Here is a 21,567-nt window from a genome sequence, read left to right as displayed (position 1 = left end):
ACAAAAGTGTTCCAAATCTGTTCCCATTTCGTCCTAGCCTAACTTCACTTCACCGAAAAGAATCGCATAGATGAATAGCACTAGGCAGAAGTACCCCCAGATGAGTTCTATTTACGTATGGCCAATGTCCACTTGTGTAAATTCATCGGTCTCCCTTTTGAGATTGGCCGCTCTATCTTTTCTTTCCAAAGAGCGTAATAAATACGTGATGGCATCAAGTCATGACTGGGTAATTTCCTAACTTTTTTCTTGGTCACGTGCTAACCTCCTAAAATAACCGCATCTGTCCGTCTTCCCGCTCCAATGGTTCAACCCTCGCCACAGGTGTCGGCTTCGTCTCACGCTTCACTGGCGCCTCTTGCTTCGGTTCTTCCTTGATGCCGAGCATCTCGTTCATCTCCGCAATCTTTTCCTTCCAACGCGTGTCTGGATCGCTGTAACTAAAATTCGGTAACCGCGTCAGGTGGTAGAGTGTCGCTTGCGTCAGCACTTCTTTGTGCATCGTCGTATGGTCATCGGCTCGAAAGTAGAACATGTGCCCGTGGTGCAGGAAGAAGACCATAATCTCGCTGTCTCCTCGCTGCCACCAACAGGCGACATGCCACGAACCTTGCATCAAGTCGTCCATGTCGCCGCCTCCTTTTATTGGTTTGTTCCGCTCAATTCATAATTTTATTGGTCTGTCGGTTTCTTCCTGCAAACATTTTTCGTGCCATTCGTTTCCCATGTAATCATGAGCAATCTGTTCGTTTTCTTCGTCAATAAATTCTCCGCATCCCATACACTCCATCTCATCCACTCCTATTCATTTTGTCGTAGTGCACTGATCGCCATCGCAAAGAATATCGCAATGAGGAATAGCGTCATGCCTGTGTCCGTCCATTCAATCACGTTTGCCTAACTCCTCTCGCACGATACTCAACCAATCGAGCGCGACTGCACTCTGCCTTTTGACCACCTTGCAGTTTTCCAGGAACCACTTGTATGGAATGCTCTTCCGTCCGTTTTTTTCGTTCTGTTGTTCCCACCAACGCCGAGCTTGTTCAGCGTTTAAAAAGTACGTCTCCCCGAAATAATTGAATCGGACCAAGAAGAAGGCAATCCCGTTTTGCTTCTCGGTGTTGATCAGCGTGCCATACTGATGGTCTTTGATATTCTCGAGCGGAAAACTCGTCTTAGATCCAGTTTCTTTGGTGTCGAACGTGATGTACTTGCCGTCATAGACGCCATAAAAGTCTAAACCTGCCTTACTGTTGTAAAATGGCTTGAGTCCTTTAATGGTCTTCACTTCGGGATGCGCTTGGTGAATGACCGCTTCTTGTCTCAAGAGGTACACGCGATTCGACTGAATCACTAGCCGCTCCAAATACTTACCTAGGTTTGCTTTACGTGCTGCCATCAATCGCTTACCTCCATTTCCTTCTCAATCTCGACGATGCAAGCCATGAGTCGTTGATTCTCGGATCTTAATGATTCGATTTCGTCGTCCTTCTCGTGAACCCGCGCCCACGCCTTGTCACGACTGTCGTTCACAGCGTCCAATGCATTGCCGATGTAGTCTATTAAGAAATCCTTGTTCTTCACTTCGCTTTGGAGTCGCCGGGTTGATATGCGTTTTCCTACCCACAAACCTAGTCCGTACAGTGCCCAGCCTCCTACGATGAGTGTGAGTGTCGTCATTGCCCCACCTCTACATCAAGCGTGAAACTAATGATCGTCCGCTCGATGACCTTTCCATCTTCATGCACTGTCTTCGTGTGGTGCGTGACATCCTGGATATCGCCTCTTCGTTCCGTCAGATATTCTCCCCAAACCAACTTGTCACGATTTAACACTTTTTGTAGGATCCGTTCATCACGTTCTTGTTTCGTTTCGACCAATCCGATGAGTTCCGGTTGTTCCTCAGGCTTGATGACATCTGATAGGTGAGTTTTCATAGTCTCTCGCTCCAATCTGCAAGGCGGTTATATTGTTTCCCAGTGTCTTTGAACTCCTCATGCATTTGTTTCCGTTCATTCAGCGCGATACGTGCAATTCCGTGTCTTTCGAAGTTCTTCATCAAAGTTGAGTATCCGCAGCCAAAATGGCGTTGTAGCGCTCGGAGTGAATAACATTTGTCGAAATAAAGGTCGTAGAGTTCAGAGAATGAGATGACGCGCTCCCGCTCCTTGTTCAGCAATTGATTCGCCTTTTGAAGGTCTCGTGTTTTACCGACTGTACAGATGTGGTTTCGGATGACCTTTGGTGATACGTCGTGCTCTCGACCAATCTCATTCGCGGACTTCAATGCCACGAAATAGTCATGCTCAATCTTCGCCTTTTGTGAGTCTGTGAATGTAAAGGGTTGTGGTCCGTTCTTCGATGCGATCCCCATCCGATGCGCTTGCTTCCATACACTCTGTCGTGAGCGGTTCAAACGTGCTGCAATCGCATCGGCTTCCATGTTATTCGAATAGCAGTCAATTAGAAACTGCTTCTCATCGTTCGTCCAGATCTTACCTCCGGCCATCAGGCTTCACCCTGTTCTCTCTTGCCCCATTGCAATGCTTTCATGTACGTGTCGTGCGCCATGCCCAGCCGCTGCATGATCTGCTGACAGTTCAATCCCTGTTTGTCTAACATGATGACGTGTCGGTAACGTTTGTCTCTCAGTTCACGCCGTGTGAGGATCAAATGGTCAAGTCTATGCTTTTTAAGTACGATTTTTGCAGCGTCTTTCGATACTCCCAACTGAGCGGCGATCGGTGTCAACATGTGGTGCGTCTCGACGATTTCCCGAAGCTGTTCTCTCGAATAGCCCTCTAACTTTTTCAGGTGTTTCAGTTGCCCCTTTTTCCCTACTCCGACTCTCCGGTCCTCGACCTTTCGCGATTTTTGTACGATTCCGTCCACGACTGGACGCAAGACTGATTTGTCGACTTCGTAGAGTCTGGCCAACTCGTCCAACTGCATCCCGTTCTTGTATTGCTTCTGCACAATGTCGATTCGAATGGCTTCTTTCGGTGAGGTTACTTCGCTCGTCATGGTTCGTCTCCTTTCAGCGTTTTCTGATTCTCATTCATGTGAAACATCTTCCCAGAGTCCGAAGACGTCTGCGACATGTCCTAATAGTTGAGCGACGAGACGGTAATATGTCTTCCGCTCCATGTTGAGTTGCAGGATGGTCTGCTGATTGTTGTACTGATACCTCGGGTTGTATCGCATCTCCCAAATATCGACTAGATCATCGTGTATGGTGGTTCTCAGTCGCTCCAAGAGTTTAAGCTCTGTTTCTTTCAAACGGATTTCATTCCGCTTCATCGTCACCTCTTCGACCGGAGAGGAAGGAGCGGCATGACTCTGCCCTTCCCTCACAGCATATGATGCGGTCGTTGCGACCTCCGCGCTCGTCTTCATACGCTCGATGGTGAGCGGTAATGTGTAGTAGGAGCGTAGGAGTTTCTCGCATTGTTTCTGCCTTGGTTTCAACGTCGTGTCGTTCACTTCAAATCCCCTTTCTTACGATTGCGATAAAGATATCGCCGCCGTAGTCGAAGTCCGAGCTTATGTTGCCGATCTGTTCAAAGCCGCGTTCGAGATGTTCAACGATGATTCGTTCTAACTCGTGACGATTTCGGCTTTTAAGTAGTTTCTGTCCGTTTTTCGCAAACCCACAGGCAATCTGATGAAATTCACGTTGCGTTTCGGTAGGATTGTGAGTCCTGATACTGTGCTTTTGCCGCTGCCGCTTGCTCTCTTCAATGTTGATGAACCGTTTGGGCATGTCGGACTGGACCATCGGTTTCTGAGGGATACGACGCGTCGGGTCTGCCGCGCCCATCTCCCTAAGTACGTCCTCAATCGTCATTGTGGTGAGAATGTAGTCCTTACGTTCCTTGCGATTGTCTGCATCGATCTTCTTGGCGATGTCGCTCGCCGAGTGCCCATTCGCGTGTAGATTCAGAATTACTCGTTTCATTTTTCTGTCCACGGGTGTACCTCCCAACCTTCTTTCAGCAACAGTTGCAGCTCGCATTGACTAAACGCATCATATAGCGTGGCACGTGTAGATCCTTCCGTCCGGACGAGGTACATCCAACGTGTACCTCGAAACCGAACGAAGGTTTGTGGCTTCTTTTTGCGTCGATTCATAACGCGACCCACTTTTTCGTAATCAGAAGAACCATGACGTGCTCGAGTTCCAATGTTTTGACCTGTTTCATTCGACCGTCTCTCTGGACATGCAATTCCGCTCGATGCGGAAACAGTAGATAGCGCGTGTCCCCTTCGATACATTCGAGTGTCATATAAACCTCCTATCCTTGTTTCAGCGACTGCAGCAACTCAATCAGCTCATTCTCTTTCGGAACATCCTTATTTAATTCTTCTCGCTTACGTCTATCGTGCTCGTGTTGTTTCTTCGCCTCTTCTTCGACCCAAGCAGGTGCTTGTTTCATAGCAGACTCTTGAGAGCCATAACCTCGCTTCGGTTGAGTCCGTTTCGCTTCAAATGCCTCGATTGCTTCTCGAGTGAGCAAGTTCTTCTCACGTTTGTCTTTTATGATCTTTTTAGCGTAGTTCCAGTTTCGAGCTCCGTTCGCAACGCTTTGTTCTAAGGCGTAACGAACGACTTCGTAAGAGGAATCTTCAAGTTCGTATCGCATTTCATCGATGATGAATGTTGTCGCATTACCGAATCCTTCGGTTTGGAAGAAAGAAATCAGATTGGACAATTCATTCAGGGGTGATGACGATTCGTCCTTTGCATCTTCTGTTTCTTCTTCTGTTTTTGTTTCTGTTTCTTCTTTTGTTTCTTCTTTTGTTTGCCCCCGAATCGTGGTACGATTCGTTGACGATTCGTACCACGATTCGTAAATTTTCCGTATCGATTCGACGGGAACGTGTGGAGCAACGAGTTGAATGAATGGTCGGTACTTGACGTTGCGAAGCTCTTTCGTCACTAAATCAGCAATCGGTTTTCCTGCTCTCTTGAAGTTGTACTTGCCCCAGTTGAGGATGACTATCTCTCGCGTTTCTGCATTATATTCAATGAGTTTGTGTTGCTTGATGAAACGTTCCATCAACACGTTAATACTCTCGATGGAATAACCGAGTTCAAAGGCCATCGTTTTCTTCGTAATCTGATAAATTCCAATCTGCGTTGTGCTCGGATTAGTCAGAAGGTATAAATAAAACAGTTTGTCTTCTGGTGTAAATTCCTCGACTACTTTTGGATCTGTCCAAAACTCAGTTTGTACGGGTCTATATACGCTCATTAGATTCCACTCCGTTCTTCATAGCGTTACATCACATCAAAAAGGCAAATCGTCCGTCAAATCGATTTTGCTCCCCGCGTTAAACGGATCTGTCTCGTGCATCGGTTCTTGGGTTGCCGTTGATTGCTTCTCTGCAGAGGTATTGCCGCTAGATTTAGGCTCGAGGAATCGGACACTTTCTGCGAGCACTTCTGCTCGATATCGTTTCGAACCGTCTTGCGCTTCATAACTGCTGATCTGTAAGCGTCCATCTACACCAGTCATGCTGCCCTTTTTCAAATTGTTTGCGACATTCTCAGCTTGCTTGCGCCAGACGACGCAATCGATGAAGTCCGCATCCCGTTTTCCGTCCTGTCCGCTGAATGGTCGGTCACAGGCGAGCGTGAAACGGGTCACAGCGATTCCTGACTGCGTATATCGCATCTCAGGGTCGCGTGTCAGTCTACCCACTAATACGACTCGGTTGATCATTGACTCCCTACTTTCTTTCCAGCGGTGTCCGCCTCGTATTGTTCGTCCCCTTCTCGGGAGAAGGTCTCGTGCTTCGGCACGACCCAGACCCAGTTGTGGGTCGGGTTGAAGCCTTTCGGGTTCACCAACAGCTCATATTCGACACTGTTTTCGAGCTCATATTCACGGATGCGTTCTTTCACCCGTTTTACGTTCCCATCCGACCTTTTCAGATAGATCCAGACGATGCCGTCATCACGGCGCATGGTGTGGCTACCATCCATGCCTGAGGCGTGGAGCTGTTCGACGAGCTTGTTGTTGTGGATCCGCAGGCGATGCCGGCTCATCCGGGGCATGTTCTGGTGCTTATGTCGTAGGTTGAGCGAGTTCATTCGTTCCACCCTCCATCTCATTGATTTCGCGTTGGATGCCATTGACCAACTTGTCCACCTGCTTTTGTGCGAAGGTGAGTGAGTAATAGCCACTTCGCTTCCCATGCTCTCGTGACATGGTCTTCAGTTCCTGCTGGATGTCGTCCAGGTCTGCCGCTAGTTCGACGAGACGGTTCACATCCTTGTAGAGGTCGTCGAGTCGTTCGGTCGGTGTGCTCATTTGGTGTTCACCTCCCTCGAAGGACTGACGTAGTTCAACGGGATGCAATCATTTAGATCCTCGGCACGCACATCGCCATAACGTTTCAGATAGGTTCCGATGCCGACTGCCGTGTCAGAAGATAGACGAGCCCTCACGACCCGCATCGATTCAGTGTCGAACCTCACCACATACCAGCCGCCATGCCGTTTGAATTTCCCGACCCATTCGTTCGGGCGTCTCACCAGTTGTTCACGAACATTGAATGCCCGTCTGATATACCATGTGCCACCGAGTACGACAGAGACTGGAAGTTGTCCAAAGTCTGCGTACGGCTTTCCGACCTTCTGTTCCGAGAAGATTCCATTCTCATCGAAGAAATAACGTGTCCCACGTGCACTGAAAAATTCCAACCCGTCAGCGATACGTCTCAGCACCTCTCGTCCGTCAATCGGTTCGTATAGCGTCGGGTCCAAGTGCGGTTCCTGTCTCTCCATCACTCGCTCGCCCCTTCCTCGATATCCTCATCGATCATGTGTAGCGCCCCGTAGAACACGGCACTCATGACGAACGCGACGGCAGGGATGACCCAATATTCGAAGCGTGCGTTCATCGTGAGCAGTAGCCAGACCCCCGACCCGAGCGCCGTCAACAGAAGCCCGTAACGGACGGTATCCAGTTTTTGTTGCAGATGCATGTTTCCTTTTCCTTTTCAACTCGCTCCGCCCATGCTACACTTGAACTGTTCAGGTTTATGTGTAGCCGTGTTGTCCGTTTGGGCGACGCGGTTTTTTATTTGTTCAGATTCTTGTCCTGGCGTCTGAGCCAGTCCTTCAAAAACGCCCTCACCTCCTCTCCCACCATGAGCCATTTGGTACCGGCCCGGTATTTCGGGAAGTCATCCTCATAGAAAAACGATTTCAAGATGAAGGACTTGCTGAGGTTCGTTTGTCGGCACAGCTCCTCCATGTCCCAGAGGAACACGTCGGCGTGCGTCTGTTCGATGTGCTGTCGGATCTGCGCCTTGGCGATGTCGAGAATCTCGTTCTCGTCGATATGGATCTGTAGCATGTCGACCCTCCTTTCTAATCGCGGACCATTCAAACATCCGGTAAGTCGTAACGGCTAATGTCGAGTTTGTATTTCACCGCCATCTCCTTGATGACAGTCACATATACGCTGATGAGCTTCTTGTCTTCTGCGATGACGTCCAGTTTCGACATCTTATTGATAGCGGTCTTGGACATGCCACGAAGTGCCGCCTTCGATTTCCGGTTGTTCAGACGGATGTTCAAGTCACAACCTGCTTTGTATTGAAGGAGGTTGTAGCTTTCGTTCCGTACCTCCTGGTAGTACGCTTGGCCACCTAGTTGATGCGCGATCCCGTTGAGCAACTTGTTGATACCGTTGCGCCAGTCCTTCACATCGAGTGACAAGATGTCTCGCATGTTGTCGACGTCCTCTTTGACCGCAGCCACTTCCTGTTGCATCTTCTTCTGTTCGAGCTCCATGTTGATGAGTAGCTGCAATTGCGGGCTCAACCCTTCGTTCGGGATTGAATAGCCTCCGGTCTTGCGAATCGATGGCAGGACCTCCGAGGTGACCCATTTACGGAATCGCTTCGCCTGCGGTTTGCGACTATCGAGGATGACGTCGTACAGTCCGTCCTCGTTGATGACCGTGACTTGTTGTGGACCACCGGTTGTCTGAAGGGTGTCGATACTAACGACATCCTCTTCAAGGCGTCGTTTCACATCTCGTGAGTTTCCAATTTCTAAAACTCTGCATACATCGGATAGAACGAATAAAGGATTTTGCTCATTGCCGACGATACGAACATTTTGACCTTCAAAGGTTTTAGTTAATTGATTCACTATGTCGCCTCCTGTATGAGTTGTTGAAAAAACGGGTATTATATAGTTGAGATTTTCTATTTTAGCAACTCGTATTCACAAGAATTCCGTGACGTCACATCCGTAAAGCGCCGCTAATTTAAATAGCTCATCTCCACGGAACTGATACAATCCATTCTCCCTTTTAGAAAGAGGAGAAGCCGTCTGAAATCCCAAATGTTTAGCTGCCGTTTCCAGCGTTATTCTTTTCTCTCGACGCTTTTGTTTGACCTTCGATAAATCTACTGAAGGTTCAGTACACCGTAACATATCAAGCACCTCCTTGTTGCTGTTTTAGCAACATTTGTACCTTTATATTATTTTCTATAACAGAAAAAGTCAACACCTATTTTCATTTTTAGAGAAACTGTTTTTCCGTTTCGGAAAAAAGTATATGATTGAAGGGAGAATACTAATTATGGAGCTGGTAATGGATATGTATAAGGGGTTTCGAGGAGACCGCTTGAAATCAATGCGGTTGAAAAAAGATTTGAGTTTAGACAAGTGTGCCGAACTACTCGGAACGAATAAAAGCACGTTGTCACGTATTGAAAATAATAAAAAGCCCGTAGATTCAGAGATGTTTTCGTCGATATTAGAATTGCTAGGTGGAACTGCTGATTATTATATGGGGCGAGTAGAAGATCCATATATCACCCATTCGGAATATATCGATGAAATAAAAAAATATCACCTCATTGGAGGCGACATGTTCGCTCCTGACAAACTGGAAGAGTTATCTCAAGAACGATTTGAAGCGTTATTAAAATTTGCTCGTGATCAATACCGATTAAACGAATTAGAAAAAGAACTAAAAGAAAATAAGGAGCGTTAAAAAAAGAGCCTCACATCGACATGGAAGGCTCTTTCTTTGTATTGATATTAACGGGTTCCTCTTTGGTGTAAATGAACATTACTTGATGTTGATCATCCCAAAACCAACCAGATACTTCTTTAATAGCTTTTCCGGACACTACAGCGATTTTGTCTGGCATTTTAATTTCCTTCAAAGAAACCCCTCCGTTTACGAACGCCAGTTCATGTTTTTATTTCACAAGCTAAAGATACCATTACCAAAAATATCCGTCAATAAATTTTTGACGTAAAATAATAAAGCAAAAGTATTGCACAGTCAATCATTTTTTACACTATAGTCAATCATTTTTTACTTTTTTATTTAAAAGTAAACATGTTCGATGAATTATAAGAACATTTGTTCTGTTTTCTTGTTCTCAGTATGAACCTAACACAAAATATTTTCAACCATTTTTCCTATCGGGACAAGTTGAGATGTTCGACAAAGTCCCAGAATTGGCATTGTTTTGTCGAACGATTCTCATTTGCAAACAAGGGGTTCCATATTCTTACATGTTACAATTTAATAGTGATTTTATAAGTTTGTCGACCGAACGAGGCTGAACTTCATTCCTCGTTCCTTTTCTATGTAATAACACATACGTATTTTTCAAAGGAGATGAATGATATGGGTTGGTGGCAGGATATCATGAACGCGCGACAGAATCGGGAAGAAGTCGAGCGCTTGACGAAAGAAATCGAACGGATCGAGTTGACGAAGGAAGAGGTTCGATATATCGACCTCAAAAAGGAAATCGAAAACATCGAGAAACACAACGAGGCCAAACAAGAACAGTTGCGTGCCGAACTGGACAAGTTCAAGAAAGGCATCGAGAAGGAACGCTCTTCGCTTGAAAAAGAAGTCGAGACTCTCAAGCGTACACGCGACCAGCTGGGATTGAGTATCAATGAATACGAAGGACGGTTGTCAGCAATCGAGCATGGTCTATACTCCCCTCCTCGCTATTTGAAGGACGAAGATTCATCCGATATGTTGAAATCGAAACTCGAAAGTGTGCGTATGAAGCAGAAAGCGATGATCAAAGACAAGAGCGCAACAACCCACCCTGGTTCTTACACAGTCGATGGTGACAAAAAGAAAGGCAAAGAATTCGTCAATGACACAATCAAGTTGATTCTACGTGCTTTCAACAATGAATGTGATGTCATCATCGGAAATGTAAAGCACACGAATCACGATCGATCGATTGATAAAATCGTAAAGAGCTTCAAACAATTGAATTCACTCACTGACATGCAATCTGTCTTTATGACCGATGCTTATCTAAAGTTGAAGCTTGAAGAGTTGAAGTTCATGTATATGTATCGCGTAAAGAAACAGGAAGAAAAAGAAGAACAGCAGGCCATTAAAGAGCAGATGCGTGAAGAGGCACGTGTTTTGAAGGAGATTGAGGAAGCCCGCAAGAAAGTCGAAAAAGAAGAGACTCATTTCAAGGCAGCTCTACTTGCTGCACGCTCCAAAATCAAGAACGCAAGCGAATCGGAACGCACGGCACTCGAGGCAAAAATTGCGGAGCTCGAGGCGAAACTTCAAGAAGTCGAGGAAATCAAAGGTGACATCGAGAACCGTGAGCGTAACACACGTGCCGGTTATGTCTATGTCATCTCGAACATCGGTTCATTCGGGGAACATGTCTATAAAATCGGGATGACGCGTCGTCTTGAACCACTCGACCGGATTCGCGAGCTCGGTAGCGCGTCGGTTCCGTTCACGTTCGACATACATGCCATGATTTTCTCAGAGGATGCACCGAATCTCGAGAACAAGCTACACAAACGTTTCGCCGACCGTCGTGTGAACCAGGTCAACTTCCGTAAGGAGTTCTTCAAGGTGAACATAGATGAGGTCGCCGACGTCATCAAGCAAGAGTTTGATCAGACGCTAGAGATTACTAAGTTGGCTCAAGCTGAAGAGTACAATCGCACACAACAAATTTTATCTGAACAAGAGCCATTAACCGTATAATAAAAACGCTTCTAACTGAACCAGTAGGTGGTTAGAAGCGTTTTTCATTCTGGATTCCCCGGCTATTCTCTAAAAATCAATGGGCCTACTTTTTCTTTACATGGTTCACATACACTATCATAAAGAGAAAGCAGTTCATCATCTGGAATCGAATGAATCGAAGTTATCGCAGACTCTTCAATAAATTCATCTGAAACTTCGGTTTGTCGCCTTGGACAAAAACGATAGCTATCATAATCCTCAGCATTGTATTTTTCATCAGGAGATACAAGGTGATGATAGTCAGCAAAGAACGGAAATATTACGTTCGACGTACTAACACCACATACAATTCTAATCCCATGAGTGAAGCCAAATTGCCAAATGTTATTATAAAATTCTGAAGTTTTATCAATAGGAGCCTTCTTACCATAAATCTCTTGGATCAGTTCTGTGGCTCGAGTCAAGGCGATGCCATCTAACTTATGACAATGTTTATACCTTCCTGTACGTTCAACATAGATAGATCGCCACTCCTTCAAAAGCGTTGGAATCAATGCGGTAAAAACCACTGAGACCTTTTCGCCATATTGAGAGGAGTCTTTTAGATACGTAGTGACCCCACCTTTAACCTTGGCACCACTTAACCACTCCGAATTCGCAAAATAAAATTTAGGCGAACTGTCACCCTCTGGAACAAACGTGGATTTTACCTTTTGAGCATTGACAGGCGTAGTATTGTTGACCAGTTTATTTTTTTGACGTTTCCCCATTCAGAAAGCCTCTTACAATCTTGAACCGTAGGTCTCAAAAATGGTTTCATCATTGATTTCAGTTTGGCATAATTCGATCGGAGAACAACCACCTCTAGCCTCAAGCCATGGTTTTTCTTGATGCGAGATGGACTCAAGTTCATTACCGTTGTACCCTCCGTAGATTTCCCAAACTTGATTTAATACATCTTTGGTTTCATCCGTGAAGTTTGCACTCTCAAGGTTAAAATCTTCGACTCGCGGTATTGGTGAGCCACCGTATTCTTTATACTGATGATAAATTGCAGGTACTACCGGACCGTGTACCCAAGCTTGAAACCGCTCAGAGAAAAGGCGCTCCGATAGTTCATCAGACGATTCATTTTCGAACACTAGATGCCATGAGTACGCATAGTAAAGTAATTTTTGTAGTTTTTTTGGTGTCATTTCTTCTTTGCTTAAGAAATAATCAATGATAGATTGAATGTTGTACATGATAATCCCCCCTACAACAGATACATTGTTCCATAATAACATTTTATCAATTTATACACAAAAAAGTTCAAATTGTTTATAAAAAATTTGAACGATTCACCGTAATTCTTTGTTTTGATAAATTCCCTTGTTTCCCACACTCAAAACTTCCAGCATTGTGTGTTTGAAAAACACACAAGTTTATTATCATTATTCTTTCGGAATATTTCATTCGGATTATACGTATATCAAAAGGAGTGAATGGCATGGCAATTTTTCGAAAACGGAACGGAAAATGGCAATACCGCATCTATTTTTATGATGAGGTCGGACGACGGCGGGAGCGATCCCGCAGCAACTTCGGCTCGAAGCGCGAGGCGCAGATGGCCGCGGCCAAGGAAGAGGCGAAACTGCTGAACAACACGTTCGTGATGGATCAGAACGTACGCTTCGACACGTTCGCCCTGGAATGGCTAGAGACGTTCAAACGACCACACGTCAAAGAGTCGACCTACGACCGCATCAGCCGGACCGTCAGGAACCACCTCATCCCTCAGTTCGGGCAATGCCGGCTAATCGACATTAACCGGGTCATGTATCAAAAGTGGATCAACGAGAAGGTCGAGGTCTATAGCCTCGGTACCGTCCGTTCTTTCCATTCGACGTTCTCGAGCATCCTCGATCATGCTCTTTTGGATATGAACCTCATTGAAAAGAACCCGGCACATCGGATCCAGATATCGAAACGGGACGATACGCCCGATGAGGACGACGGCATACTTGAATTTCTAGAGATGGACGAGCTCAACCGCCTGCTCGGCTATCTGGAACAAACGCCACACGGGAAGTACAAGCGCTCCATCCAATATCTTGCCCTCTTCACATTGATCGCACGGACCGGCCTACGCGTCGGAGAGGCGCTGGCTCTCGAATGGGAGGACATCGACCTGGATGCCGGCACCGTTCGTGTGAACAAGACCCTCTCATTCGGTTCGAAACTGGAGCTCAAGGTGACGAAACCGAAGACGAAGAAGGCGAACCGAACGCTGCGGATCGATGCCCAAACGAACGAGCTCATGCGACGGCACCGGACCAGTCAAAAGGAAGTGTATCTCGCCTATCCGAATTACAAGAAGCCTGAACTCCCACTCGTGTTCCATAGCCCGAATGGGACGTGGCTCCGCACGAGCATTGTGAGGGACTACCTGCGGGATGCCTGTAAGAAGAGTGGTGTACAGCATATCAGCCCACACGTCCTCCGTCACACCCATGCGGTCCACTTACTGGAGGCGGGTGCCGATGTAAAATACGTGGCGGATCGTCTTGGCCATGCCGACACGAAGATCACGATGAACATCTATCTCCACGTCTCGAAGAAAATTGAACACGATGCGATGGATCTTTATGAAGAGCGCTTAAAAAGTTCTAAAATGTATAAAAAAATAGCCGATTGACCTCATAGGTCTGTCGGCTATTTTACGTGTGATTTCTATGAAACTCGAACATTTTTGATGGGCTCTGACTTTTTATAAATTACCTTACTGAAAATATGTTCTCCAATTCCTCGGAAAACCCATATTCTCAAGGATATCATTAAAGCTGACAGAGACAAATTTTCCTTGATAATCGTTAATCAACTTGTTTAACTCTATTACCAACTGTTTGTGTTCGTTTTTAGGGAGAACAATTTTTAGAAATGACACTAAGGTAAATAGTTTCCCATCCCTCAGATGCTCTGCAGGAATATTGAGTACAGAACTGAATTGCCTATTCTTCGGAGGGTTTTGAACCTTATAACTATATAATCGTTCTTCATGAGCACAAACATTACGGAAAAAGTTAGAAATTTTCAACACATTCATTATCATTTCTGGAGTTATGTGTTCTGTTGATTGATAATCTCGATTGTAGTTTATCGCAAAGTCTTGCGCTATTGTGTTTTGAAGTGAGTTTGTTAGACACTTATAAAAGTAATTCATGTTACCGATAGTTAGATAATTAACCAATACCCACAAAGGAACTCCATCATGATTGTCGAGATAATGCTTAACAGGATTATTTTTAGAGTTTCCTTTTTTAGAGATAGTGCTAGATATTGTAGAGATTAACGAAAGAACATCTTTAAGATGGGCGGGGTCTCTGCTATAGTTTTTCATAACTAAATAAGCATGAGGCTCTTTGTACTTTTCGGAAAAACGATAGGAAACTTTTGCTTTAATACTACTTTCGAAAATCAAGATATACTCTAGAATTAAGTTTCTTACACTTCTATCAAAAGAGTACAGCTGACATATTTCATCAAACGTCGATCCCACTTTGTATTGATCAGGTATTAACGGTTTATCGTTTGAATCTAATTCAAGAAACAAATCCTTATATCCGTTTATCAAAGCATAATAGCCTTCTCTTTCTAACACCCTCATTGCTTTTGAACCATCCGGAATCAAAAGCCCACGGTCTCGAAGAATTTTGAGTTGTTGACGAAATGTTTTAAAAGGCTTCATAGTATTTCCCCATTTCCATCACTCCATAAAAATAGCTCAGTCCTCGTAAGGAGCTGAGCTTGATCGATAATTTAATGGTATCGTAAATCGTCTCGAACGTCAACCAACAACTGAACTTGAATTTTTAAAAAACTCAAAGACTAAAAATAAATTTTTATAAAAAACAGTTTCATCCCATGGAAATTGAGGGCTAATTGAGGGCTGGGGTGAACCCGAGCCTCAAAATAACCCTAAAAACACTGATGTTAAGCCATTACCCAATCGAACCTTCCATCTCAAACTTGATGAGACGGTTCATCTCGACCGCATATTCCATTGGCAATTCTTTTGTGAATGGCTCGATGAAGCCCATTACGATCATTTCTGTTGCTTCTTCTTCCGAGATTCCACGGCTCATGAGGTAGAAGAGTTGCTCTTCTGACACTTTTGAGACTTTCGCTTCGTGCTCGAGCGACACTTGGTCGTTCAAGATTTCGTTGTACGGGATTGTATCTGACGTCGACTCGTTGTCCATGATGAGCGTGTCACACTCGATGTTCGAGCGTGCGCCCTTCGCCTTACGGCCGAAGTGGACAATTCCGCGGTATGATACTTTTCCGCCTTGTTTCGAAATCGATTTCGAGACGATTGACGACGACGTGTTCGGTGCGAGGTGAATCATTTTCGCTCCAGCGTCTTGGTGCTGTCCTTTACCAGCGAGGGCGATAGAGAGTGTCATCCCACGTGCGCCTTCCCCTTTCAAGATGACAGCCGGGTATTTCATCGTGAGTTTCGATCCGATGTTTCCATCGATCCACTCCATCGATCCACCCGCTTCACAGACTGCACGTTTCGTTACCAAGTTGTAGACGTTGTTCGCCCAGTTTTGGATTGTCGTGTAACGGCAGTATGCATCTTTGTTGACGAAAATCTCAACGACCGCTGAGTGAAGCGAGTTCGTTGTGTAAACCGGTGCTGTACATCCTTCAACGTAATGAACCGATGCGCCTTCGTCGACGATGATGAGCGTACGCTCGAACTGACCCATGTTTTCCGAGTTGATGCGGAAGTAGGCTTGAAGCGGTTGCTCGAGTTTTACGCCTTTTGGTACGTAGATGAACGAGCCACCCGACCAAACTGCTGAGTTGAGGGCTGCGAACTTGTTGTCCGTCGGCGGAATCAACTTCCCGAAGTACTCTTTGAAGATTTCTTCGTCTTCTTTAAGTGCAGTGTCTGTATCTTTGAAGATGACACCTTTTTCTTCGAAGTCTTCTTGCATGCTGTGGTAGACAACCTCAGACTCATACTGAGCCGAGACACCTGCCAAGTATTTTTGCTCTGCTTCTGGGATACCGAGCTTGTCAAACGTACGTTTGATTTCTTCTGGTACCTCGTCCCATGAGCGTTCTGTCTTCTCAGATGGTTTGACATAGTAAGTGATTTCATCGAAATCAAGTGCCGAGAGGTCTCCGCCCCATGTCGGCATCGCCATCTTGTTAAAGTGATCCAACGACTTCAAACGGAAGTCGAGCATCCATTGTGGCTCTTCTTTCATGCGCGAGATCGTCTCTACGATTTCTGTCGTCAAGCCGCGGCCTGAACGGAAAATCGAAACGTCCCGATCATGGAAGCCGTATTTATAATCGCCAATTTCCGGCATGTTCTTTGCCATATCGGTCTCCTCCTTCTCCTTACGCGTCCTCGTCTACTCCTTTTTCAAGCGCCTTCCACGCGAGCGTGGCACACTTGATTCGAGCCGGGAATTTCGATACGCCTGAGAGCGCCTCGATATCACCGAGGTCAAACGTATCCGTGTCGTACTCTTTGCCTTGAACCATTTCAGAGAAGATGTTAGCGAGTTGAAGCGCCTCTTCCACTGTTTTCCCTTTAACGATTTGGGTCATCATCGATGCCGAGGCGAGACTGATTGAGCAGCCTTCCCCTTCAAACTTCGCATCTTTGACGATGTCGTCTTCGACTTGTAGTTGAAGACGAAGTGAGTCCCCACACGTCGGGTTGTTCAAGTCCACCGTCACGCCATCTTCGATGACGCCACGGTTTCTTGGGTTTTTATAGTGATCCATGATGACCTGGCGGTACAACATGTCAAGATTATTAAAACTCATAATTGAAATACTCCTTCGTTTGACGTAATCCCTCGATGAAACGGTCGACCTCTTCTTTTGTGTTGTACAAATAGAAGCTCGCCCGTGCCGTCGATGATTGCTTCAAAAGACGCATGAGTGGTTGTGCACAGTGGTGACCGGCACGAACCGCGATGCCTTGCATATCGAGAACGGTCGCAAGGTCGTGCGCGTGCACGTCCTTCAAGTTGAACGTGACGAGACCGACGCGATCTTCAGGACCGTAAATCTCGATCCCTTCAATCGTTTTCATCTGCTCGATCGCGTAAGACGCGAGTTCACGTTCGTGTGCTTCAACGTTCTCCAGACCGATTTCTTCTAAGAAATCGATGGCTGCCGCAAGACCGACTGCTCCAGCGATAATCGGTGTACCCGCTTCGAAACGATACGGGATGTCTTTCCACGTCGATTCATACAAATCGACATAATCAATCATCTCGCCACCGAACTCGATCGGCTCCATGTTTTTGAGGAGTTGTTTCTTCCCGTATAAGACACCGATTCCAGTCGGTCCGAGCATCTTATGTCCAGAAAAGGCAAGGAAGTCACAGTCGAGCGCTTGGACGTCCAATTTTCGATGCGGTGCACTTTGTGCGGCATCGACGACCATGACGGCACCCAACTCATGCGCGAGTCGAGCGACTTCGGCAATCGGGTTAATCGTACCGAGCACGTTTGAGACGTGACTCATCGCGACGATTTTCGTACGGTCCGATAACACCGCTTGAACCGCATCGAGTGTGACACGTCCGTCCGGCGTGAGCTCGACGTATCGAAGCGTCGCGCCTTTTCGCTTGGCGAGTTGTTGCCATGGGATTAAGTTCGCATGGTGTTCCATCGGAGTGAGGACGATTTCGTCGCCTTCACCGACATTCGCATCTCCGTAGCTCGACGCGACCAAGTTGATGGCCGTCGTCGTTCCACGTGTGAAAATGATTTCTTCAGGAACCGCCGCATGGATGAAAGAGCGGACGCGTTCGCGTGCTCCCTCATACGCATCCGTCGCTTGCGTCCCGAGCGTATGGACGCCACGATGCACGTTCGAATGGTTGCGACGATAATAGTCCTCGATCGCCTCGATGACAGCGAGCGGCTTTTGTGAGCTCGCTGCGCTATCAAGATAAACGAGCGGGTGTCCATTGATTTCCTGATCTAAAATCGGAAATTGTTCACGAATCGAGGCGTTCAACATCTTAACGTACTTTCCCTTCGATGACTTCGCGGAGACGGTCTTTGACCGAATCGATTGCGAGTTCTTCGACGACAGGCGTCAAGAATCCGTGGATGATTAAACGCTCTGCCTCTTGGCGAGACAAACCACGGCTCATCAAGTAGTACAATTGAACATCATCGACACGACCGACCGATGCCGCGTGACCTGCCATAACGTCATCTTCATCGATAAGAAGAATCGGATTGGCGTCCCCACGTGCTTTTTCAGAGAGCATCAAGACGCGCTCTGTCTGAACACCGTTCGATTTTGACGCACCGTGGTGAATCATCGATGTCCCGCTGAAGATCGCAGTAGCTGCGTCTTTTTGGACACCGTGAATCAAGATGAACCCTTCAGATGCTTTTCCGAAGTGGTCGGTACGAATGTTGAAGTTTTGTTTTTGTGCACCGCGACCGATTGTCACAGCTTTTGTATCCGAATACGTGTTGTCTCCGACGAGGTGGGTCTTCGTCTCAACGACCGAGTTCCCGTCGTTCATGTGACCGAGCGCCCAATCAAGGCGACCGTTCGCATAGACGACACCGCGACGGTTCATGAACGTGAGTGCTGATTCAGCGAGCTGATCGACACCACCGAAGACGACTTTCGCGTTTTCTCCAGCGAATACTTCCGTCACGACGTTGACCGTGTGCGGTTCGTTCGTGCCAGAAAGGAAGTTTTCGATGTATGTCACTTCACTACCTTCGTCTGCGACGAGGATCGTGTGGTGATAGAGGGCGCCGTTCGCCTGTTCCATCGTGAAGATTGCTTGAAGCGGATCTTTCAATTGCGTGTTTTTCGGTACATAGATGAACGCACCACCGTTTGTGAGGGCAGCATTCAACGCCGAAAGACGCTCTTCATCGACGCGTACGCCTTCCGTCATGAAGTATTTCTCAACGAGCTCAGGATGTTGCTCCATCGCTTCTTTGATTCCCATGAACAAGACGCCTTCTGGCATCGACAATTCGTTATAGACGACATGACCGTTGCGTTCAACGAGCACGTTTGTCCGGTGGTCTCCGAGAAGTGATTCAATGTCAGCCGTCAAACCATCTTTTGGTTCAAGATTGACATCACCCGCTGCGAAGTCCCATTTATCAATCTTAATCTTTTCAACTTTTGGCAAAGCAAGTGTCGGCGCAAGTTCTGCTGCCTCTTTACGACGGTTGACCATCCATGCTGGTCCGCCGAGCGCTTCTGCACGTGCCGACAACGCTTGTGCATCCAATTCAAATTGTACGGTCATCGTACAGCCTCCTTACGCTTCTGTGTCTACTGTCATTCCGAGTTCTTGCTTCACCCAGTCGTAACCTTCTGCTTCGAGTCGCTGTGCGAGCTCTTTGCCACCAGACATGACGATTTTACCGTCCATCATGATGTGTACGAAGTCTGGTTCGATATAGTTGAGGAGACGTTGGTAGTGCGTGATGATCAAGCAGCCAAACTCTTCTGAACGCATTTCGTTGACACCTTTTGCGACAACTTTGAGTGCATCGATATCAAGACCTGAGTCGATTTCATCCAAGATGGCGATGTTCGGTTGGATCATCATCATTTGAAGAATTTCGTTACGTTTCTTCTCACCACCTGAGAATCCTTCGTTTAAGTAACGGTGTGCCATTTCTGAAGGGATTTCGAGAAGTTCCATCTTCGCATCGAGTTCACGGATGAACTTCATGAGCGAGATTTCTTGACCTTCTTCACGACGTGAGTTGATTGCTGAACGCAAGAAGTCTGCGTTTGTAACACCGCTGATTTCAGCCGGGTACTGCATCGCAAGGAACATCCCTGCTTGTGCACGCTCGTCGACTTCCATCTCGAGGACATCTTCGCCGTTTAATTCGACGCTTCCCCCAGTGACCTCATAAAGTGGATGACCCATGAGTGCTGATGCGAGTGTTGATTTACCAGTCCCGTTTGGACCCATGATGGCATGAATTTCGCCACCTTTAATTTCTAGGTTAAGACCTTTGACAATCTCTTTTCCTTCGATTGAGACGCGGAGGTCATCAATTTTCATTTGTGGTACGTTAGACATTCGGATACCCCTTCCGTATTTTCTCGCCATAGTGAATGGCGTAGATTAGATATATTCTAATCTTAGACTAGTAATTTTTTTATTTCAAGCGACTCACCTTAGAATTCATTCTCAATAGAATGATAAAAGTTGAGAATGCTAATAGTAGGAAATCAAGACATTATCCGGCATTCTCCTCGACGAGTGCGAGAACGGCTTTCCGCTCTCGTACGGCGGCAGCGAAGAAGAAGGCACCACACCCCGTCAACACCGCCAAGCTTCCGAATACCGGAAGTGATGATTGGCCGAACGTATCCAGTAAAACGCCTCCGATAATCGGCCCAATCGTCTGACCGAGTGATGTCAATCCCATCGCCCCAAAATAAGTTCCCCGCAGATGTTCTGGCGCCAGTTCGTCCGTCAACACGTCCGTCATCGTGAACATCAACACCTCGCCGACCGTGAAAATGGCCATCGCGACAAAGAGAACCCACTCCACCGTCGCAAATCCGATGAGCAGAAGTCCGAACGATAATGTCGAGATTCCAAAAAAGAGTGACTTGATGGGAGAGACACGAATCCCGAAACGCATAATCGGATACTGGACGATGAGCACCGTGATGGCGTTTGTCGTCAATAAGTAAGCGAACAATCTTGAACCGTCTTCTAATCCGTCGCTTAGCGCGATAAATTGAGGAAGCGTCGAATTGAACTGACTGTAACCGATAATCGCAAAGATCATCCCGATGATGACCGCACGAAACGTCCGATCGTCCCGTAAAACGCGAAACGTCTCCGTCAAGCGCGGGCGTGCTTTGACCCCGTCCCCTTCTTCAAACGGATATTTGTAAAACAAGATCGAGATGATGATTCCATACACGATGTAGACAGCCGTCACAACGAAGAACGCGGTCTTCACACCGGTGAGTGATAAGACAACCGCTAAGAGTGGTCCGATGGCCGCGGCGATGTTGATCATGAAGTAACGGACGTTATAGACGATGACCCGCTGATCTGCCTGCGTCGTGTCACTAATGAGAGCACGTGAAGCCGGTTCTAAGAAAGATCGCGACATCCCCATCAACATGGATAGCATGTAAAACCAAAACAGTTCGTTCGCAAGCGCGAGGCCAGCGAACGTAACGGCATTGAGCACGATCCCGATTAGCATGAGCTGTTTTCGCCCATATCGGTCAGAAAGTGTTCCCCCAAAGAAGCTCATGAACAGACCCGAAAGCGCCGTCACGGCAAAAATCGTTCCAATCACACTCGCTGAAAACCCGAGTGTGGCCAAATAGATCGCAAAAAATGGCATGACAAAAAACGTTGCCAGTCGTGCAAAAAACGTCCCGAACAGGACGCCCCACGTCAGCGGATGAATCTGTGTGAGCTTCATCCAAATCCCCCCTTTTCTTTCATATATAGTGTACTTCTCTTCATGAAAGAACACTAGACAAAAAAAGACTCAGGAG

General features: G+C 46.6%; 33 protein-coding genes. 3 read left to right on the top strand and 30 right to left on the bottom strand.

Annotated elements, in window-relative coordinates; translation table 11 throughout:
- Positions 1 to 268: 268 nt before the first annotated feature.
- The 20 genes from KNO85_RS03770 to KNO85_RS03680 form a co-directional block, all read right to left on the bottom strand.
- Positions 269 to 628 (bottom strand): hypothetical protein, encoded by a 360-nt coding sequence (locus KNO85_RS03770; protein ID WP_214787076.1) that lies wholly within the window; start codon positions 626 to 628, stop codon positions 269 to 271.
- A 44-nt stretch (positions 629 to 672) separates the two neighbouring features.
- Positions 673 to 795, bottom strand: coding sequence for a hypothetical protein (locus KNO85_RS14950; RefSeq protein WP_260569868.1), 123 nt, complete (start codon positions 793 to 795; stop codon positions 673 to 675).
- Between the two features lie 88 nt (positions 796 to 883).
- The gene (locus tag KNO85_RS03765) at positions 884 to 1,399 is read right to left on the bottom strand and encodes a Holliday junction resolvase RecU (protein WP_214787074.1); all 516 of its coding nucleotides are present in this window, start codon (positions 1,397 to 1,399) and stop codon (positions 884 to 886) included.
- Positions 1,399 to 1,680, bottom strand: a complete 282-nt coding sequence (locus KNO85_RS03760; protein WP_214787073.1) for a hypothetical protein — start codon at positions 1,678 to 1,680, stop codon at positions 1,399 to 1,401. Before KNO85_RS03760 ends, KNO85_RS03765 begins: the two co-directional genes overlap by 1 nt.
- A complete protein-coding gene (locus KNO85_RS03755) occupies positions 1,677 to 1,937 on the bottom strand; it encodes a hypothetical protein (RefSeq protein ID WP_214787071.1) in 261 nt (86 codons plus the stop codon). The genes KNO85_RS03760 and KNO85_RS03755 overlap by 4 nt, the downstream gene beginning before the upstream one ends.
- Positions 1,934 to 2,509 carry a hypothetical protein gene (locus tag KNO85_RS03750; protein ID WP_214787069.1) on the bottom strand — a complete coding sequence of 192 codons (576 nt, stop codon included), beginning with the start codon at positions 2,507 to 2,509 and terminating at the stop codon, positions 1,934 to 1,936. The genes KNO85_RS03755 and KNO85_RS03750 overlap by 4 nt, the downstream gene beginning before the upstream one ends.
- Positions 2,509 to 3,024, bottom strand: coding sequence for a hypothetical protein (locus KNO85_RS03745; protein ID WP_214787067.1), 516 nt, complete (start codon positions 3,022 to 3,024; stop codon positions 2,509 to 2,511). The genes KNO85_RS03750 and KNO85_RS03745 overlap by 1 nt, the downstream gene beginning before the upstream one ends.
- A 30-nt stretch (positions 3,025 to 3,054) precedes the next feature.
- The gene (locus KNO85_RS03740) at positions 3,055 to 3,483 is read right to left on the bottom strand and encodes a hypothetical protein (RefSeq protein WP_214787065.1); all 429 of its coding nucleotides are present in this window, start codon (positions 3,481 to 3,483) and stop codon (positions 3,055 to 3,057) included.
- Position 3,484: 1 nt separating this feature from the next.
- Positions 3,485 to 3,970: a hypothetical protein gene (locus tag KNO85_RS03735; RefSeq protein WP_214787063.1), complete on the bottom strand. Its 486-nt coding sequence runs from the start codon at positions 3,968 to 3,970 to the stop codon at positions 3,485 to 3,487.
- A complete protein-coding gene (locus tag KNO85_RS03730; protein WP_214787061.1) occupies positions 3,955 to 4,131 on the bottom strand; it encodes a hypothetical protein in 177 nt (58 codons plus the stop codon). Before KNO85_RS03730 ends, KNO85_RS03735 begins: the two co-directional genes overlap by 16 nt.
- Positions 4,128 to 4,286 carry a hypothetical protein gene (locus tag KNO85_RS03725; RefSeq protein ID WP_214787059.1) on the bottom strand — a complete coding sequence of 53 codons (159 nt, stop codon included), beginning with the start codon at positions 4,284 to 4,286 and terminating at the stop codon, positions 4,128 to 4,130. The genes KNO85_RS03730 and KNO85_RS03725 overlap by 4 nt, the downstream gene beginning before the upstream one ends.
- A 9-nt stretch (positions 4,287 to 4,295) precedes the next feature.
- Positions 4,296 to 5,255 (bottom strand): DnaD domain-containing protein, encoded by a 960-nt coding sequence (locus KNO85_RS03720; protein WP_214787057.1) that lies wholly within the window; start codon positions 5,253 to 5,255, stop codon positions 4,296 to 4,298.
- 36 nt (positions 5,256 to 5,291) lie between these two features.
- Positions 5,292 to 5,726 (bottom strand): single-stranded DNA-binding protein, encoded by a 435-nt coding sequence (ssb, locus tag KNO85_RS03715; RefSeq protein WP_214787055.1) that lies wholly within the window; start codon positions 5,724 to 5,726, stop codon positions 5,292 to 5,294.
- Positions 5,723 to 6,097 (bottom strand): hypothetical protein, encoded by a 375-nt coding sequence (locus tag KNO85_RS03710; protein ID WP_214787052.1) that lies wholly within the window; start codon positions 6,095 to 6,097, stop codon positions 5,723 to 5,725. The genes ssb and KNO85_RS03710 overlap by 4 nt, the downstream gene beginning before the upstream one ends.
- A complete protein-coding gene (locus KNO85_RS03705; RefSeq protein WP_214787050.1) occupies positions 6,072 to 6,317 on the bottom strand; it encodes a hypothetical protein in 246 nt (81 codons plus the stop codon). The genes KNO85_RS03710 and KNO85_RS03705 overlap by 26 nt, the downstream gene beginning before the upstream one ends.
- Entirely contained in the window at positions 6,314 to 6,793 is a 480-nt protein-coding gene (locus KNO85_RS03700; RefSeq protein WP_214787048.1) for a hypothetical protein, read from the bottom strand. The genes KNO85_RS03705 and KNO85_RS03700 overlap by 4 nt, the downstream gene beginning before the upstream one ends.
- Complete coding sequence (locus tag KNO85_RS03695; protein WP_214787046.1) at positions 6,793 to 6,993, bottom strand: hypothetical protein; 201 nt, start codon at positions 6,991 to 6,993, stop codon at positions 6,793 to 6,795. The genes KNO85_RS03700 and KNO85_RS03695 overlap by 1 nt, the downstream gene beginning before the upstream one ends.
- 95 nt (positions 6,994 to 7,088) lie before the next feature.
- On the bottom strand, positions 7,089 to 7,367 hold the full coding sequence (locus KNO85_RS03690; protein WP_214787044.1) for a group-specific protein: 279 nt from the start codon (positions 7,365 to 7,367) through the stop codon (positions 7,089 to 7,091).
- A 29-nt stretch (positions 7,368 to 7,396) separates the two neighbouring features.
- A complete protein-coding gene (locus KNO85_RS03685) occupies positions 7,397 to 8,170 on the bottom strand; it encodes a BRO-N domain-containing protein (RefSeq protein WP_214787042.1) in 774 nt (257 codons plus the stop codon).
- A 75-nt stretch (positions 8,171 to 8,245) separates the two neighbouring features.
- Positions 8,246 to 8,458 carry a helix-turn-helix domain-containing protein gene (locus KNO85_RS03680; protein ID WP_214787039.1) on the bottom strand — a complete coding sequence of 71 codons (213 nt, stop codon included), beginning with the start codon at positions 8,456 to 8,458 and terminating at the stop codon, positions 8,246 to 8,248.
- 148 nt (positions 8,459 to 8,606) lie between these two features.
- Here KNO85_RS03680 and KNO85_RS03675 point away from each other — a divergent pair, with 148 nt between their 5' ends.
- A complete protein-coding gene (locus KNO85_RS03675; protein ID WP_031422935.1) occupies positions 8,607 to 9,023 on the top strand; it encodes a helix-turn-helix domain-containing protein in 417 nt (138 codons plus the stop codon).
- Between the two features lie 10 nt (positions 9,024 to 9,033).
- Here the strand turns inward: KNO85_RS03675 and KNO85_RS03670 are convergent, their stop codons facing one another.
- A complete protein-coding gene (locus KNO85_RS03670; RefSeq protein ID WP_214787038.1) occupies positions 9,034 to 9,198 on the bottom strand; it encodes a hypothetical protein in 165 nt (54 codons plus the stop codon).
- A 473-nt stretch (positions 9,199 to 9,671) separates the two neighbouring features.
- Here KNO85_RS03670 and KNO85_RS03665 point away from each other — a divergent pair, with 473 nt between their 5' ends.
- A complete protein-coding gene (locus KNO85_RS03665; RefSeq protein WP_214787036.1) occupies positions 9,672 to 11,030 on the top strand; it encodes an SNIPE associated domain-containing protein in 1,359 nt (452 codons plus the stop codon).
- Between the two features lie 62 nt (positions 11,031 to 11,092).
- Here KNO85_RS03665 and KNO85_RS03660 read toward each other — a convergent pair whose 3' ends face one another.
- Both KNO85_RS03660 and KNO85_RS03655 read right to left on the bottom strand, forming a co-directional pair.
- Entirely contained in the window at positions 11,093 to 11,782 is a 690-nt protein-coding gene (locus KNO85_RS03660; RefSeq protein ID WP_214787034.1) for a hypothetical protein, read from the bottom strand.
- A 12-nt stretch (positions 11,783 to 11,794) separates the two neighbouring features.
- Entirely contained in the window at positions 11,795 to 12,256 is a 462-nt protein-coding gene (locus KNO85_RS03655) for a Panacea domain-containing protein (RefSeq protein ID WP_251130575.1), read from the bottom strand.
- 245 nt (positions 12,257 to 12,501) lie between these two features.
- Between KNO85_RS03655 and KNO85_RS03650 the strand changes: the two genes are divergently transcribed.
- Positions 12,502 to 13,689 (top strand): tyrosine-type recombinase/integrase, encoded by a 1,188-nt coding sequence (locus tag KNO85_RS03650; RefSeq protein WP_214787032.1) that lies wholly within the window; start codon positions 12,502 to 12,504, stop codon positions 13,687 to 13,689.
- Positions 13,690 to 13,773: 84 nt separating this feature from the next.
- Here the strand turns inward: KNO85_RS03650 and KNO85_RS03645 are convergent, their stop codons facing one another.
- The 7 genes from KNO85_RS03645 to KNO85_RS03615 all read right to left on the bottom strand — a co-directional run bounded on the left by KNO85_RS03645 (position 13,774) and on the right by KNO85_RS03615 (position 21,491).
- Positions 13,774 to 14,739, bottom strand: a complete 966-nt coding sequence (locus KNO85_RS03645) for an Abi family protein (RefSeq protein ID WP_214787030.1) — start codon at positions 14,737 to 14,739, stop codon at positions 13,774 to 13,776.
- 253 nt (positions 14,740 to 14,992) lie between these two features.
- Positions 14,993 to 16,390 carry a Fe-S cluster assembly protein SufB gene (gene sufB / locus KNO85_RS03640; RefSeq protein WP_012726850.1) on the bottom strand — a complete coding sequence of 466 codons (1,398 nt, stop codon included), beginning with the start codon at positions 16,388 to 16,390 and terminating at the stop codon, positions 14,993 to 14,995.
- 19 nt (positions 16,391 to 16,409) lie between these two features.
- Positions 16,410 to 16,844: a Fe-S cluster assembly sulfur transfer protein SufU gene (sufU, locus tag KNO85_RS03635; protein WP_026825487.1), complete on the bottom strand. Its 435-nt coding sequence runs from the start codon at positions 16,842 to 16,844 to the stop codon at positions 16,410 to 16,412.
- Positions 16,834 to 18,054, bottom strand: a complete 1,221-nt coding sequence (locus KNO85_RS03630) for a cysteine desulfurase (protein ID WP_214787028.1) — start codon at positions 18,052 to 18,054, stop codon at positions 16,834 to 16,836. Before KNO85_RS03630 ends, sufU begins: the two co-directional genes overlap by 11 nt.
- A gap of 1 nt (position 18,055) precedes the next feature.
- Positions 18,056 to 19,324: a Fe-S cluster assembly protein SufD gene (gene sufD, locus KNO85_RS03625; RefSeq protein WP_214693478.1), complete on the bottom strand. Its 1,269-nt coding sequence runs from the start codon at positions 19,322 to 19,324 to the stop codon at positions 18,056 to 18,058.
- Between the two features lie 12 nt (positions 19,325 to 19,336).
- Positions 19,337 to 20,098 (bottom strand): Fe-S cluster assembly ATPase SufC, encoded by a 762-nt coding sequence (sufC, locus tag KNO85_RS03620; protein ID WP_143180266.1) that lies wholly within the window; start codon positions 20,096 to 20,098, stop codon positions 19,337 to 19,339.
- 178 nt (positions 20,099 to 20,276) lie between these two features.
- Positions 20,277 to 21,491: an MDR family MFS transporter gene (locus KNO85_RS03615; protein WP_214787026.1), complete on the bottom strand. Its 1,215-nt coding sequence runs from the start codon at positions 21,489 to 21,491 to the stop codon at positions 20,277 to 20,279.
- Between the last annotated feature and the right edge of the window lie 76 nt (positions 21,492 to 21,567).

The organism is Exiguobacterium sp. s124, assembly GCF_018617485.1.
Taxonomy (GTDB): domain Bacteria; phylum Bacillota; class Bacilli; order Exiguobacteriales; family Exiguobacteriaceae; genus Exiguobacterium; species Exiguobacterium aestuarii.
The sequence above is the reverse complement of the archived record's forward strand: the minus strand, read 5'-3'. Positions and strand labels throughout refer to the sequence as shown.